Source organism: Phenylobacterium sp. (assembly GCF_046290725.1).
Classification (GTDB): Bacteria; Pseudomonadota; Alphaproteobacteria; order Caulobacterales; family Caulobacteraceae; genus Phenylobacterium.
On record NZ_JBKBUH010000001.1, the window covers coordinates 1630848 to 1644329 of the forward strand.

Annotated in this window: 15 protein-coding genes and 1 riboswitch; of the genes, 8 read left to right on the forward strand and 7 right to left on the reverse strand. The window is 70.8% G+C overall.

Annotated elements, in window-relative coordinates; translation table 11 throughout:
- Nucleotides 1-162: a hypothetical protein gene (locus tag ACK41C_RS08570; RefSeq protein ID WP_409652821.1), complete on the reverse strand. Its 162-nt coding sequence runs from the start codon at nt 160-162 to the stop codon at nt 1-3.
- A 96-nt stretch (nt 163-258) separates the two neighbouring features.
- Nucleotides 259-448: riboswitch (cobalamin riboswitch) on the forward strand.
- 106 nt (nt 449-554) lie between these two features.
- Here ACK41C_RS08570 and ACK41C_RS08575 point away from each other — a divergent pair.
- The 6 genes from ACK41C_RS08575 (at nt 555) to ACK41C_RS08600 (ending at nt 7286) form a co-directional block, all read left to right on the forward strand.
- Nucleotides 555-2480 carry a TonB-dependent receptor plug domain-containing protein gene (locus ACK41C_RS08575; RefSeq protein WP_409652823.1) on the forward strand — a complete coding sequence of 642 codons (1926 nt, stop codon included), beginning with the start codon at nt 555-557 and terminating at the stop codon, nt 2478-2480.
- A gap of 3 nt (nt 2481-2483) precedes the next feature.
- Entirely contained in the window at nt 2484-3335 is an 852-nt protein-coding gene (locus ACK41C_RS08580; protein ID WP_409652825.1) for an ABC transporter substrate-binding protein, read from the forward strand.
- Nucleotides 3332-4309, forward strand: coding sequence for a FecCD family ABC transporter permease (locus ACK41C_RS08585; protein ID WP_409652827.1), 978 nt, complete (start codon nt 3332-3334; stop codon nt 4307-4309). Before ACK41C_RS08580 ends, ACK41C_RS08585 begins: the two co-directional genes overlap by 4 nt.
- A complete protein-coding gene (locus ACK41C_RS08590) occupies nt 4306-5082 on the forward strand; it encodes an ABC transporter ATP-binding protein (protein WP_409652828.1) in 777 nt (258 codons plus the stop codon). The genes ACK41C_RS08585 and ACK41C_RS08590 overlap by 4 nt, the downstream gene beginning before the upstream one ends.
- 19 nt (nt 5083-5101) lie before the next feature.
- Nucleotides 5102-6601: a cobyric acid synthase gene (locus ACK41C_RS08595; protein WP_409652829.1), complete on the forward strand. Its 1500-nt coding sequence runs from the start codon at nt 5102-5104 to the stop codon at nt 6599-6601.
- 85 nt (nt 6602-6686) lie between these two features.
- The gene (locus ACK41C_RS08600) at nt 6687-7286 is read left to right on the forward strand and encodes a sensor histidine kinase (RefSeq protein ID WP_409652831.1); all 600 of its coding nucleotides are present in this window, start codon (nt 6687-6689) and stop codon (nt 7284-7286) included.
- Here the strand turns inward: ACK41C_RS08600 and ACK41C_RS08605 are convergent.
- The 3 genes from ACK41C_RS08605 to ACK41C_RS08615 all read right to left on the reverse strand — a co-directional run bounded on the left by ACK41C_RS08605 (nt 7258) and on the right by ACK41C_RS08615 (nt 9893).
- Entirely contained in the window at nt 7258-7995 is a 738-nt protein-coding gene (locus ACK41C_RS08605; protein WP_409652833.1) for a Crp/Fnr family transcriptional regulator, read from the reverse strand. The two genes, ACK41C_RS08600 and ACK41C_RS08605, sit on opposite strands and share 29 nt — an antisense overlap.
- 415 nt (nt 7996-8410) lie before the next feature.
- Nucleotides 8411-9373, reverse strand: coding sequence for an SH3 domain-containing protein (locus ACK41C_RS08610; protein ID WP_409652834.1), 963 nt, complete (start codon nt 9371-9373; stop codon nt 8411-8413).
- Between the two features lie 91 nt (nt 9374-9464).
- Nucleotides 9465-9893: a PaaI family thioesterase gene (locus ACK41C_RS08615; protein WP_409652836.1), complete on the reverse strand. Its 429-nt coding sequence runs from the start codon at nt 9891-9893 to the stop codon at nt 9465-9467.
- Nucleotides 9894-9988: 95 nt separating this feature from the next.
- On the opposite strand from ACK41C_RS08615, the gene ACK41C_RS08620 reads away from it, so the two are divergent.
- The gene (locus tag ACK41C_RS08620) at nt 9989-10597 is read left to right on the forward strand and encodes a peptidylprolyl isomerase (RefSeq protein WP_409652837.1); all 609 of its coding nucleotides are present in this window, start codon (nt 9989-9991) and stop codon (nt 10595-10597) included.
- Between the two features lie 24 nt (nt 10598-10621).
- A complete protein-coding gene (locus ACK41C_RS08625; RefSeq protein WP_409652839.1) occupies nt 10622-11059 on the forward strand; it encodes a hypothetical protein in 438 nt (145 codons plus the stop codon).
- Here ACK41C_RS08625 and ACK41C_RS08630 read toward each other — a convergent pair.
- The 3 genes from ACK41C_RS08630 to ACK41C_RS08640 all read right to left on the reverse strand — a co-directional run bounded on the left by ACK41C_RS08630 (nt 11056) and on the right by ACK41C_RS08640 (nt 13479).
- Complete coding sequence (locus ACK41C_RS08630) at nt 11056-11439, reverse strand: DUF1622 domain-containing protein (protein WP_409652840.1); 384 nt, start codon at nt 11437-11439, stop codon at nt 11056-11058. The two genes, ACK41C_RS08625 and ACK41C_RS08630, sit on opposite strands and share 4 nt — an antisense overlap.
- A 68-nt stretch (nt 11440-11507) precedes the next feature.
- Nucleotides 11508-12215 (reverse strand): hypothetical protein, encoded by a 708-nt coding sequence (locus tag ACK41C_RS08635; RefSeq protein ID WP_409652841.1) that lies wholly within the window; start codon nt 12213-12215, stop codon nt 11508-11510.
- 175 nt (nt 12216-12390) lie between these two features.
- Nucleotides 12391-13479, reverse strand: a complete 1089-nt coding sequence (locus tag ACK41C_RS08640) for an acyl-CoA dehydrogenase family protein (protein WP_409652844.1) — start codon at nt 13477-13479, stop codon at nt 12391-12393.
- Between the last annotated feature and the right edge of the window lie 3 nt (nt 13480-13482).

Below are 13482 nucleotides of genomic sequence, written 5' to 3' on the forward strand. Positions count from 1 at the left end.
TCAGCGCCGGTAGCGCCGGGTCTCGAGGCCCGTCTTACGGGGCGGCTCGTTCTTCTTGCGCTCGGCCTCTTCGCGGGCGTGATCGCGGAACGTGAGATAGGTGGTGATCGTCACCAGCAGCACGAGCATCCCGGCCATCAGCGGCAGGGCGAACTGGGTCATGGCGTGCGCTTCTCCGTCGGATCGCCTTGAGAATCCCGTCTTGTTGGCTCCGCGTCAACCGGCTTGCGGAGATTGACGCGGCGCAGCGCCGGGCCTATGGCCCAGCCTGCGACAGGTTCCCCGCAAGGGGATGAAAAGGGAACTCAGGTGCAAGACCTGGGCTGCCCCCGCAACTGTAAGCGGCGAGTCCGCGCGCCATTCGCCACTGGACGAGACGTCCGGGAAGGCGGCGTGCATCGGCTTTGACCCGCGAGCCAGGAGACCTGCCTGACGCGGTCGTCCTTCGTGCGGTCGGTGGGACCGGGCGAACGGGATCTCCCGAGAGACGACGTCCATCGGTCCGGCGTGCGTGAGCGCCGGGCTTGTCGTCATGCTTGAAGGGAGGGATCCCGATGAAGACCCTGTTGATTTCCACCGCCTGCCTGGCCGCCTGCGCCGCGGCTGCAGGCCAGGCCAAGGCCGCCGACGCCCCGGCCGACGTGGACGAACTGGTGGTCACCGCCACCCGCTCGCCCCAGCGGGCGGACAAGATCGGCCAGTCCGTCACCGTGCTGAACGCCGAGGCCATCGAGGCCAGCCAGGCGGTGGTGCTGTCGGACCTGCTGGCCAGGACGCCGGGGGTGACCGTCTCCCGCAACGGCGGCGTGGGCGGGGCGACGACCGTGCGCATCCGCGGCGCCGAGGGCGACCAGACCCTGGTGGTGGTCGACGGGGTGAAGGTCAACGACCCCTCCCTGACCGGCGGCGGCTACGACTTCGCCAATCTGCTGGTCGGCGACGTGGCCCGCATCGAGGTGCTGCGCGGGGCGCACTCCACCCTGTGGGGCAGCCAGGCCATCGGCGGGGTGGTCAATATCGTCACCGCCGAACCGTCCGCGCCTCTCGAGGGCCGGGTGCAGGCGGAAGTCGGCTCGATGGACACCCGCTATCTTCGCGCCGCGATCGGCGGGGCGGGCGAGCGCGTCTCCTGGCGGCTGGCGGCCGGGCGCTATGAGACCGACGGGGTCTCGGCCTATCGCGGCGGGGCGGAGGCCGACGGCTACGAAAACACCCGGATTTCCGGGCGGGCGCGGCTCTCTCCCGCCGAGGGCGTCGTCCTGGACCTGCGGGCGACCTGGTCGAAGTCGCGCAACGAATTCGACGGCTTCCCGCCACCTACCTTCTCCTTCGGCGACACCGCAGAGTACGGCGAGGCGGAGGAGCTGGTCGGCTATGCGGGCCTGGAGTTCGACATGTTCGAGGGCGCGCTGCGCAACCGCGTCGCCTATGGCTATACCCGAACCGACCGCGACCTCTTTGATCCCGCCCAGGCGCCCGCATCGCTCACCTTCACCGCCCGCGGTGAGAACCGCCGCTGGGAATACCAGGGCGTCTGGGCCGTGGCCGAGGGCTGGAACGCCACCTTCGGCGCCGAGACCGAAAAGTCGGAAATGCGGACGGCTGCGCCCTGGGACCTCGTCCCCACCCGCGCCGCGGCGACGCTGGACGGCGTCTACGCCCAGCTTCAGGGCGAGCTCGCGCCCGGCCTGACCCTCACCGCGGGCCTGCGCCGCGACGAACACGACGCGTTCGGCGGCCGCACGCTCGGCCAGCTCGCCGCCGCCTGGTCGCTGAACGAAGGCGCCACGATCCTGCGCGCCAGCTTCGGGCAGGGTTTCAAGGCGCCCAGCCTCTACCAGCTCTATTCGGAGTACGGGAACGAGGCCCTGCGGCCGGAAGCGGCCGACAGCTGGGATGCGGGGATCGAGCAGCGCCTGCTCGACGGCCGCTTGGTGCTGACCGCCACCTGGTTCCAGCGCGAGACGGAGAACCAGATCGACTTCTTCTCGTGCGCGGCGACGAACCAGAGCCCGATCTGCTTCCGCAATGGCGTGAGGCGGTTCGGCGCCTATGACAACATCGCCCGCGCCAAGGCCCGCGGCGTCGAACTGGACAGCCGGCTGACCCTGGGCGGTCTGCGCCTGGAGGCCAACTACACCTGGACGGACACGGAAAACGATTCCGTCGGCGCCAACCACGGCAAGCAGCTGGCGCGCCGCCCGGAGCATCAGGCCAATCTGGGGGCCGACTATGAATGGGAGTCCGGCCTCTCGGCGGGAGCAAACGTGCGCTATGTGGGCAAGGCGTTCGACAATGCGGCCAATACCGGCGTCCTGGAGAGCCACACCCTGGTGGACCTGCGCGCCGCGTTCCCGCTCAGCGAACGGGTGGAGATCCATGGCCGGGTGGAGAACCTGTTCGACGAAACCTACGAGACCGCCCGCAACTATGGCGCCCCTGGCCGCGCGGCCTATGTGGGCGTCCGTGCGCGGTTCTAGTCGGTGAGTTGGCGGATCACCCGGCGGGCGGCCCTGGCCGCCGGCGGCGCGGCGGCGCTGGGCGCCGCCGGTTCGCTCGCGCCCCTCCGGGTGGTCTCGCTGAACCCCTGCCTGGACGCCATTCTGGTGCGCGTCGCAGATCGGGGGCAGATCGCGGCGATCAGCCACTATTCCCGGGATGCGGCGACCTCCAGCATCGCGCCCATGGCCGCGCGGCTGCCGGTCGTGCGGCAAAGCGCCGAGGAGGTGTTGGCCCTGCGACCCGACCTCGTCCTGGCCGGGCGGTTCGGCGGCCCCGTCGCCCAGGCCGGCCTGCAGCGCCTGGACATCCGGGTCGAGCTGTTTCCGGTGCCAGAAACGGTGGCCGACAGCCTCGCCCAGGTGCGCCAGGTGGCGGCGTTGGTCGGGCGGGCGCGGCGGGGCGACGAACTGGTGGCCCGCATCGAGGCGGCGCTCGCCGCCGCGGTCCCGCCGCCAGGCGCACGCCCCCTGTCGGCCCTGGTCTTCCAGTCCGGCGGCTTCGCGTCGGCGGAAGGGACCCTCATCGACGAGATGCTGCGGCGGACCGGCTTCGCCAACGCCGCGCCGCGCTACGGCCTTTCCCGTTCCGGCGCCGTGCCGCTGGAGTTGCTGATCGCCGACCCGCCGGACGTGCTGCTCGCCGGCCGCGCGCAGCCGGGGACTCCCACCTGGGCCGATCGGGTGCTGAACCATCCCGCCCTCGCGCGCATGCCGCATCGCATGCATCGCGCCGAGTTCCCCCAGCGCCTTATGTATTGCGGCGGCCCGGTGCTGATCGAAGCCGCCGCCATGCTGGCCAAGGCTCGCCAGGATACGCTGGAGGCGCGGGGATGAAGCGGGGGCCGGTCGTCCTGATCCTGCTGGCCATGACGATCCTCCTGGCCGGCATGAGCCTCGCCGCCGGGCGGGTCTGGACGCCGCTGGAGGTCTGGCTCGACCCGACCGACCTGCGCCGGCTGATCGTGCTGGAGCTGCGCCTGCCCCGCACCCTCCTCGCCGTCGCCATCGGGGCGGCGCTCGGCATGGCCGGGGCGGCCATGCAGGGCTATACGCGAAATCCCCTGGCCGACCCGGGTGCGCTGGGCGTCTCGTCCATGGCGGCCCTGGGTGCGGTGCTGACCCTCTATTTCGGCGCCGGCGCGGCGCAGCCCTGGGTGATCGCTTCGGCCGCCATGGCCGGCGCGCTGGCGGCGGTGCTCCTGCTCCTGGCGCTCTCCGGCCTCGCCTCCAGCATCGTGACCTTCATCCTGGCCGGCGTGATCCTGCAGACCGTGGCCGGCGCCGGAGTTGCGCTCGCCTTGAGCCTGGCGCCCAACCCGTGGGCGGTCAGCGAGATCGTCAACTGGCTGATGGGCTCGCTCGCTGACCGCAGCATGGACGAGGTGCGGCTCGCCCTGCCGCTCATGGCGGTCGGGGCCTTCCTTCTGCTGCTCATCGGGCGCGCGCTGGACGCGCTGACGCTCGGCGAGACCGGCGCACGGTCTCTGGGCGTCGACCTGAATCGCACCCGCTGGCTGCTGGCGATCGGTGTGGCCCTGACGGCGGGGGCGAGCGTCGCCGTGACGGGGGTCATCGGGTTCGTCGGATTGATCGTGCCGCACATCCTGCGCCCCATCGTCGGCGCACGGCCTGGAGGGCTGCTGATCCCCAGCGCGCTGGGCGGCGCGGTGCTGGTGCTGGCGGCCGACATCGCGGTGCGTCTGGCGCCGGCCCCGGCCGGAGAGGTGAAGCTGGGCGTGGCCATGGCCATGCTGGGCGGCCCCTTCTTCTTCGCCCTGCTGCTCTCCTTGCGCCGGAGGATCGCATGAGCCGGCTGGAGGCTTCGGACCTGCACGTCCGCCTGGGCGGCAAGGCGGCGCTGGACGGGGTGAGCGCCGGCTTCGCCACCGGGGAGGTCACCGCGATCCTCGGTCCCAACGGGGCCGGGAAGTCCACCCTGCTCGCGTGCCTGGCGGGCCTGCGGCGCCCCACCTCCGGCGCCGTCACCCTGGACGGCGCGCCGCTCCTGCATCTGCCGGCAAGGGCGCGCGCGCAGCGCATCGGCTTCATTCCCCAGACGCCCGAGATCGCCTGGGCGGTGGAGGCGCGGATCCTGGTGGGGCTCGGCCGGACGCCCTTCATCGGGGCGCGGGGCCTGTCGCTGGAGGACGCCGAAGCCATCGAGCGGGCCATGGCCGCCGCCGGCGTGGCCGAACTGGCGGACCGGGACGTCTCCACCCTCTCCGGCGGCGAACGCGCCCGCGTGCTCATCGCCCGCGCGCTGGCGGGGGAACCCCAGTGGCTGCTGGCCGACGAGCCGCTGGCCGGCCTCGACCCCGGCCACCAGCTCGACGCCGGCGATCTGTTCCGCCGAATGGCCCACGAGCGGGGCGCCGGCGTGGTGCTGACCCTGCACGACCTGTCGCTGGCGGCCCGTATCGCCGACCGGATCGTCGTGCTGGCCGACGGCCGGGTGGTGGCGGACGGCCCTCCCGACCAGGCGCTCGACCCGGCCGTGCTGGCGCGCGCCTACGGCGTGGAGGCGCGGCTCGTTCAAGGCGCCGGCGGGGCGGTCGTCGAAGTCGTGCGGCGGGTCCGCTGACGCCGTAAGGAGGCCTCCGATGGCGGTGCTGATGCTGCAGGGCTGCGGATCGGACGTCGGCAAGTCGGTGCTGACCGCCGGCCTCTGCCGAGTCTTCGCCGATCGTGGCCTGACGGTCCGGCCCTTCAAGCCGCAGAACATGTCGAACAACGCCGCCGTCACCGCCGACGGCGGCGAGATCGGCCGCGCCCAGGCGCTGCAGGCCCTCGCCTGTCGGACGCCGCCGAGCGCGCACATGAATCCAGTGCTGCTGAAGCCGGAGTCGGACCGCGGCGCCCAGCTGGTCGTGCGCGGCCGGGCGGTCGGAACCTGGCAGGCGGCCGCCTATCAGGCGCGCAAGGGCGAACTGCTGGCCACCGTCATGGAGAGCTTCCGGACGCTGCAGGCCGAATGCGACCTCGTCCTGGTGGAAGGCGCCGGCAGCCCCGCCGAGACCAACCTCCGGGTCGGCGACATCGCCAATATGGGTTTCGCCCAGGCCGCGGGCGCGCCGGTGGTGCTGGTCGGCGACATCGAACGAGGCCACGTGATCGCCGCCCTGGTCGGCGCCCATGCAATGCTGGAGCCGGAGGACCGCGCCCTGGTCCGGGGCTTCATCGTCAACAAGTTCCGCGGCGATCCGGCGCTGTTCGACGCGGGGCGGGCGGAGATCGTTCGCCGGACCGGCTGGATGGACCTGGGGCTCGCGCCCTGGATCCCCGCCGCCCGGTCGCTGCCGTCGGAGGACTCCGTCGTCCTCGAGGCGCCTCAAGGCCGGCGAAAGGCGAAGATCGCCGTTCCGCTTCTCCCTCGCATCGCCAATTCCGACGACTTCGACCCCTTGCGCGCCGAACCGGAGGTTGGGTTCGCCTTCACGCCTCCCGGGGAAGCCCTGCCGGGCGACGCCGACCTCGTCATTCTGCCCGGGACCAAGGCGACCCTGGCCGATCTGGCCTTCCTAAGGGCGCAAGGCTGGGACATCGACCTCGCCGCCCACCTCCGTCGCGGTGGACGAGTGCTAGGCGTCTGCGGCGGCTTCCAGATGCTCGGCCGGCGCATCGCCGATCCGGAGGGCCTGGAGGGGCCGCCGGGCGAGGCCGCGGGGCTCGGCCTTCTGGACATGGAAACCGTCCTCGTCGGCGACAAGGTCGTCACGCCCGTGCAGGGGCGGCTGGCGGCCGGCGGCGCGCCGTTTTCGGGTTACGAGATCCACCTGGGCCGCACGGTCGGCGCGGCGCTCGCCCGCCCCTTCCTGTTTCGAGACGACGGGCGGGGGGAGGGTGCGGTGTCGACGGACGGCCGGATCGCGGGCGCCTATGTGCACGGCCTGTTCGACGACGGTGCGATCCGCGCGGCACTGCTGGCCGACTTCGGGGTGCGTTCGCCTGGGTTCGATCAGGCGGCGCGGGTCGAACGGGCGCTGGGAGATCTCGCGGGCGCGCTGGAACGGGTGCTGGATATCCCGGCGCTCGCACAGATCGCCGGCTGCGGCATTGGGTCTCCGGCCGCTTCGTTCGCCTCGCGGGTGGAATTCGGCTAGAGTCTGTCGCCTTTACGACGGACAGCCTTGGCGAAGCCTTGTGCAATCATTGAGTTCACGCGCTGCATTGGGGGCGGCTACCGGCATGGCGGACGGCAGGGACGAAGGCGCGCGAGTCGCTTCGGACATGCGTCACCGCATGGCCAACACCTTTCAGTTGATGTCGGCCCTGGCCCGCATGCGCGGCCAGCGGGCGGGCGAGCCGGACGCTCGCCGCCAGCTCCTGTGGATGGCCGACGCCATCGGCTCCCTGGGGGCCCTGGAGCGGCATCGCGTGGGCGACGGCGTCGACTTCGCCGCCTATCTCGCCGAAATGGCCCCCATCTGGCGCCGGCGGCATGGGGGCAGCCCGGCCGACCTGGTTCTGGCCGCCTCGCCGATCATCACGCCGGACCAGGCGGCATCGACGCTCGCCCTCATCGTGCAGGAACTGGTCGGAAACGCCCTGACCCACGGCTATGCCGACGGCCGTGCCGGCCGGGTCGAGATCCGGCTCGCCCCGCTCGGAGACGGGCGCTGGGAGCTGATGGTGGCCGACGACGGTTGCGGCTTCGATCCCGCCGCCCCGGCCGCGCGCGAGCGGTTCGGTTTGTGGTTCGTGCGCAGCCTGACAGCCCAGGTGCGCGGCGAGTTCTCCCTGGCGTCCGACGCCGGCGTCACCGGCCGGCTGGTGTTCTGCCTCTGAAGGCGAGGTCAGGAGCCCCGCCCGGCTGGGGCAGCAGGCGCTCGTAATTGGCGCGCACGGCCTCGTAGCATTCGCAGGTCATGGCCTCGAGGCCCGCCCGGTCCATGATGTCGACCACGCCCCGGCGATAGCGGATGTAGCCCTTTTCCTGCAGCGTGCGGGCGACCGCCGTCACGGTGGTGCGCTGCACGCCGAGCATGTCGGCCAGAAATTCCTGGGTCAGGGCGACCGTGTCCGTGGAAATCCGGTCGTGGCAGGTGAGCAGCCAACGGCAGAACCGCGCCTCTACCGAATGCAAGGCGTTGCAGGCGACGGATTGGATCGCATGACCGAACAGGGCCTCGGTGTGGCGGTCGACGATCTCACGGATCCGGTCGCTGTTGCGCCAAGCCTCGTGCAGGGCGCCCGCGCCGATCCGCGAGGCCCGGCAAGGAGTCTGGACGATGGCGCGCGACAGCGACGTTCTGGGGGCCACCGCCGCCATCAGGCCCAGCGCGCCCTCGCGCCCGATCGTGGCGCTTTCGATCGCTGCGCCGTTCTCCATCAGGGTCATGAGGGAGATCACCCCGTCATGCGGAAAATAGACCGTCTCGATCGGATCGCCCGGCTCGTAGAGCAGCCGGCCGCGCTCGAGTTCGATCGAGGTGATGTGCGGCGCCAGCAGCCCGTAGTCTTCTGGCGGTAACGCACCCAGCAGGCGATTTTGCACCGAAAGAATTGGCCTTTGCATCGGGGATTTGGAACGCCGTTATACAGCGCGGGTTCCAAGCTATCGGCGGGCGCGGGGCAAGACTGTCGAGAACTCGACACAAAATCGCCTTCCTTCGTGAGAAAGTTGCAAGACCAGCGAAAAATAACGCGCTGGTGGGTGTCCGCGACACAGGTTGCAAGGCCTGAGGCTACATGGAGCCCGATTGCGTAGGGCGGTCCAAGGGCGTGACTTTTCTTGCCAAGACACGTCCTGGTCTTGGCGTCGAGAGCCGGATTCCCCGCGGAAAACCTTACAGCGCAAGGCCTAGCTTCGCCTACTGCGCGAGTTGTCACACCCAAGCTTGGGGTTCGGGGCAAAAAAATGAAGGCCGGCGGAGGCCGCCGGCCTTTGGAAATCCGGAATGGCCGATTCGTCAGCGCGGCGAGATATAGGCGGAGGAGACCCATCCACGGTTGCCGTTCTCGTCGTCGACCTCCCACCAGACGCCGTTCTTCTGACCGGTGGGGTAGACGAGGTCGCCCGGCGCGAACGTGCGAACCGCCGCGGCGCTGGTGGACGCACCTTGGCGCAGGACGAGGTTCTGCTTGACGCTGTAGGCCTGGATGCCCGCGTTGGCGCTGGCCTGGGCGCCGGTCGCCACCTGGCCCTGCTGTAGATAGTTCACCAGGTCGACGAAGGCGTTGAAATACGCCGCGGTGATCACCTTGCCGATGTCGGTGTCGCCATAGCCGCCGCCGGCCGCCGCACCGAAGCCGGTGGTGCCGAAGCCGCCGGCGCCGCCGCCGAAACTGATGTCGGTCTTCTGGGCCACGCCCTCGGCCACATAGACCTGCTCGGTGGTGCGGGCGTCGACCAGGGTGATGAGGGCCTGGGCCTGGGCCTTCTTGGTGCGCAGGCCGCCCGCCAGGGCGCCGAAGCCGCCCGGCAGCACCGAGCCTGCGATGGCGCCGATCGCCGCGCCGCCAGTGTTGGAGTCGGAATTGGCGATGTCGGGCACGATGAAGTAGTCGGCGGAGGCCACCTGGCCGCGCCCGATGTTGGAGCCGCGGCGCAGGTCGCCGGACTGGGCGAGGCCCGCCTCCACATTGCGCATGGCCAGGCCGCCGTTGCGGTCGACGACGCGCAGGCAATTGGAGCGGCCGGCGAACAGCTTCAGCAGGGATTCCGGGTTGGAGAGCCCAAGTTGGGTCCACCAGCGGTTTTCCGGCTCCATGATCGCGACGGTGCCCAGCGGGGCGGCGCAGCGCGGAAGTTCCGGCGTCGCCGCGTTTTTCGGCTGCTTCCTGTCCATGCCGTATTGGGCGCTGGCCGGTCCGGCGCAGGCGAGCGCGGCGGCGAGCGAGAGCGCGAGAACGCTGTGCGGTGAAGGACGCATGACAAGAACCCCCTGGCGATCGATCCCAGATCCAGACGGCGAGCGTAGCCCTCCGGCGGTCTGCGATCAATCGCCGCATGGGCGGAACCCCTTATTCGACAGCGCGCCGCGCCGCCGCTTCCACCTGAGCGCGCGGCATCAGCCGGATGGTGGAGGTCCCCTTGGCCAGAACCTGACCGGCGGAATCCAGAAGCCGGCCCTCCGCGAAGCAGGTCGACCGCCCGCGCCGCTCGATCCAGCCTTCGGCCACCACCAGGCCCGGCCGAGCCGGCGCGAAGAAGCTGACCTTCAGCTCCAGCGACATGGGGGTGGTCTCCAGGCCGCCGGGCTCGGACATCGCCGCATGGGCCATGGCCGCGTCGATCCAGCCGCAGACGAAGCCGCCCTGCGCCACACCCCCGGAATGGCACATGTGCGGCCCGCAGAGGTACTCGATGGCCGCGCGGCCGCCTTCCATGGCGATCACGCGCTGCTGGCCCAGCGTCTCCCCAAGGCTCGGGGTCGCGGCGGCTTCGGTCATCGGCGGTTTCTCCATGCGGCGTTTCGCCTTCACGCTAGCCGTAAGCGCACGGCTGAAGTAACCCCGCTCAAGACAGTTCTTCGAAGAGGCTTTGCATGGACCTGAAGCCGAACCGCCGCGACCTCCTCGCCGCAGCCGCCGCCCTCTCGGCTAGCCCGGCCTTCGCCCAGGAGCCCACGGCCGTGCAGGTGCGGATGGAGACCGGCGCCGGAACGCTCGTGATCCAGGTCTATCCGGACAAGGCCCCGATCACCGCCGGCAATTTCTTGCGCTACGTGGACGGCAAGCTCTATGACGGCGCCACCTTCTATCGTGCGACCCGGGTGGAGAACGCGCCGGAATACGGTCTCGTCCAGGGCGGCCTCCAGAACGAACCGAAGAAGACCTTGAAGCCCATCGCCCACGAGCCGACCACCCAGACGGGCCTGACCCACAAGACCGGCGCCATCTCCATGGGTCGGCATGCCCCGGGCACGGCGACCTCCGACTTCTTCATCTGCATCGGCGACTTCTCCTATCTCGATGCCGATCCACGGCTGCCGGGCGACAATCTCGGCTTCGCCGCCTTTGGGGAGGTGGTCGAAGGCCTGGACGTGGCCCGCGAGATCCTGGCCATGCCGACCTCGCCCACCGCCGGGGAGGGCGCCATGCGCGGCCAGATGCTGGCCAAGCCGATCCCGATCCTTGCCGCCCGCCGCGCCTGACGCGGCTCATCGCCGGAGATCCAAGTGAAGCCCCGCGTCGCCTTGATCGTCCTCGCCGTCGCCGTGCTGGCCGGTGTCGCCGCCCTGTTCGGCAGCGAGAGCCTGAAGCGCTCGGCGGCGATCGCCGAATCCACCGCCGACGCCCAGGCCTGGAAGCTGGACGGGCCGCCCTGTCCGGAAGTCACCGCCGAGGCGTTCGCCGAACGAGGCCTGAAGGCCGACAAGGCTTTCGAATTCAATGGCCAGACGTTCGCCCGCCGCTTCGGCCACGCCGACTGCAACCTGGTGAACGCCAGGGGCGGTCCGCCCGTGCCGGTCTGCAACCTGACGGCCCCGGCCACTGTGGTGGTGACCACGGCCGAGGGTGAGAGCTTCCGCTTCGAGCCTGGCGTCGGCCATCCGGTCATCGTCTCGGTCAGCGGCGGCCGCGCCCAGTGCGCTATGGCCGACGCCATGGGCTAGCTTGGCGGACGCGACGGGTCCTTCTCGCCCCTTTTTCCGCGCACCCACGGCCACCGTCCTTCGATCTCGGTCTCCAGGGCGAAGGAGAGGAAGGTCCGGATCCCCACCACCATCGCCAGCAGGCCAAGGCTTTCGAAAGTGACCGGCGAGGTGACGGTGGCGATGATGTCGGCCCCGACCAGCAGCTCCAGGCCGATCAGGATCGCGCGCCCGAGGTTGGTCCGGTAGTGGTCGTAGGCTTCCGACCACCCCGTCCTTCGCCCGCCATCCCGCACGAAGAAGGCCGTTGCGGCCAGGACGCCGAATACGATCGCCCCGACGCCGGCGATTTCCAGCGCGCGGGCGCAGGCTTGGAGGGCGAAGTGCAGGACGTCGGGCATCGGCGGCTCCCTTGCGGATGCGTGCGAAGGCCGTGGCGGCGCCGATTGGTTCCGGCGGGTTCTGCGGCTCAGCGCTGGAAGCCGCGGGGGGTCAGCAGGTCCGACCAGCGCCACTCCGTCGAACCCAGGGCCAGCTGCGCGGAGCCCGGCGCGTCGTTCAGCGAGATAAGGACGAAACCGCGCATCGGCGCGCTGCGGCAGGCCTCCGGCGCAAAGCCGATCTCCATGATCATGGCCTGGCGCACGCGGGCCAGGCCCGCGCCGTCCTCGCCGAAGTTCCGGATCCAGTCGCCTCGCCAGAGCAGGATCGGGGCAGGTCCGTCCGCCTGATGGACGCGGGCCACGGCGGCTCGCACGTCGGGATCCTCCCGCAGCGCCTTCTGCAGCAGGGCGGCCATGTCGCAACGGCCGCCGCCTCCCCCGCCCCCGCCGCCACCTGCGCCGCCGGAGCCCGCGCCCACGGCGGAAGCGAGTTCCGCCGCCGTCAGGCCGACGTCCGCACGAGGGCTTTCGGTCTCGCCGGCAGGAAGGGGCGGGACGTCCAGGCTGGCCGGCGCAGGACGCGCGACGATCCGCGTCGGCGGCGGCGGGTCCGATTTCGCCGGCGGGGAAGACTCTGCGGCGGAAGCGGCGGGGCCGGGGGCCGGGGCGGGACGCGGCGCCGGCGTGAGAGCGACGACGAAGGGCTCGGGCGGGACCGGCGCGGGCGGCGTCGCCGGGGGCTGGGAGAGGGCCAGCCCCAGCAGCAAGGCCAGGTGCGCGCCGAGGCTGAACACCGCCGCCCCCGCCCGCCGTCTGCTATGCCGCCTGTCGACCAAGAGAACTCCACCGCCCCTGTAACCACCGGAAATCATAGCCTCGGGGCGGCATCGTGGCGCCGGGCGCAGGCCAGCAAAAACCCCGCCGGCTGGCGCCGGCGGGGCTGCAGGTGTTTACGCGTCTCGGTTGGGCTTAGTAGCCCTGGATCCGCGCATAGCGGTCGCGATGGAACGACTGGCTGCCATAGGCGGCTTCGCAGGCCCGCGCCCGCTTCAGATAGAAGCCGGCGTCGTGAGCGTCGGTCATGCCGATGCCGCCGTGCATCTGGACCATCTCGTTCGAGACCAGGTGGAAGGTGTCGCCCATCTTGGCCTTGGCGAGCGACACCAGCTCCGGCACGTCGGGGCTGTCGTTGTCGATGGCGGTGAGCGCCGCCTCCACCGCCGAGCGGGCCAGCTCCAGATCGGTGAACATCTTGGCCGCGCGGTGCTGCAGGGCCTGGAACGAGCCGATCACCTGGCCGAACTGCACGCGGACCTTCAGGTAGTCGAGGGTGGTCTCGAAGGCCTGAACCGCAGCGCCCAGCATCTCGGCGCAGACGCCCGCGCGCGCGCGGTCGAGCACCTTTTCCAGGAGATCGCGTCCGCCGGACAGCGGCTCGGCCGCCGCGCCGGAGAACTCGATGTTGGCCGCGCCGCGGCTGTCGGCGAGTTGCAGGCGGGTGCGCTTCACGCCGGCGTCGTCGGCCTTCACGAGATAGAGGCCGATCCCGTCGGAGCCCTTGGCCGAGACGATCAGCAGGTCGGCCGCCAGGCCTTCCAGCACAAAGGCCTTCTTGCCGGTGATCTTGCCGCCTTCGAACTTGGTCTCGACCTTGTCCGGGTTGTGGTGCGGGCCTTCGTCGACGGCCAGGGCGCCCACGACCTCGCCGGCGGCGATCTTGGGCAGCCACTCGCTTTTCTGGGCGTCGCTGCCGCCCAGGATCAGCGCGGAAGCCGCGGTCAGGCCAGTGGCCAGCAGCGGAGAGGCGGTCAGGGTGCGGCCGGTCTCTTCCAGGATCAGCCCCAGGGAGAGATAGCCGAAGTTCGAGCCGCCGTACTCTTCCGGGATGATGACCCCGGCCCAGCCCATTTCCGCCATTTCGTTCCAGGCGGCCGCGTCGTAGCCCAGCTCGACGCCGCTATCGCGCATCTTCCGGAAGGCGGTGACCGGGCTCTTTTCCTGCACCCAGCTCTTCGCCGCGTCCCGCAGCATGCTCTGTTCTTCGTTCAGAACGGCCATGTT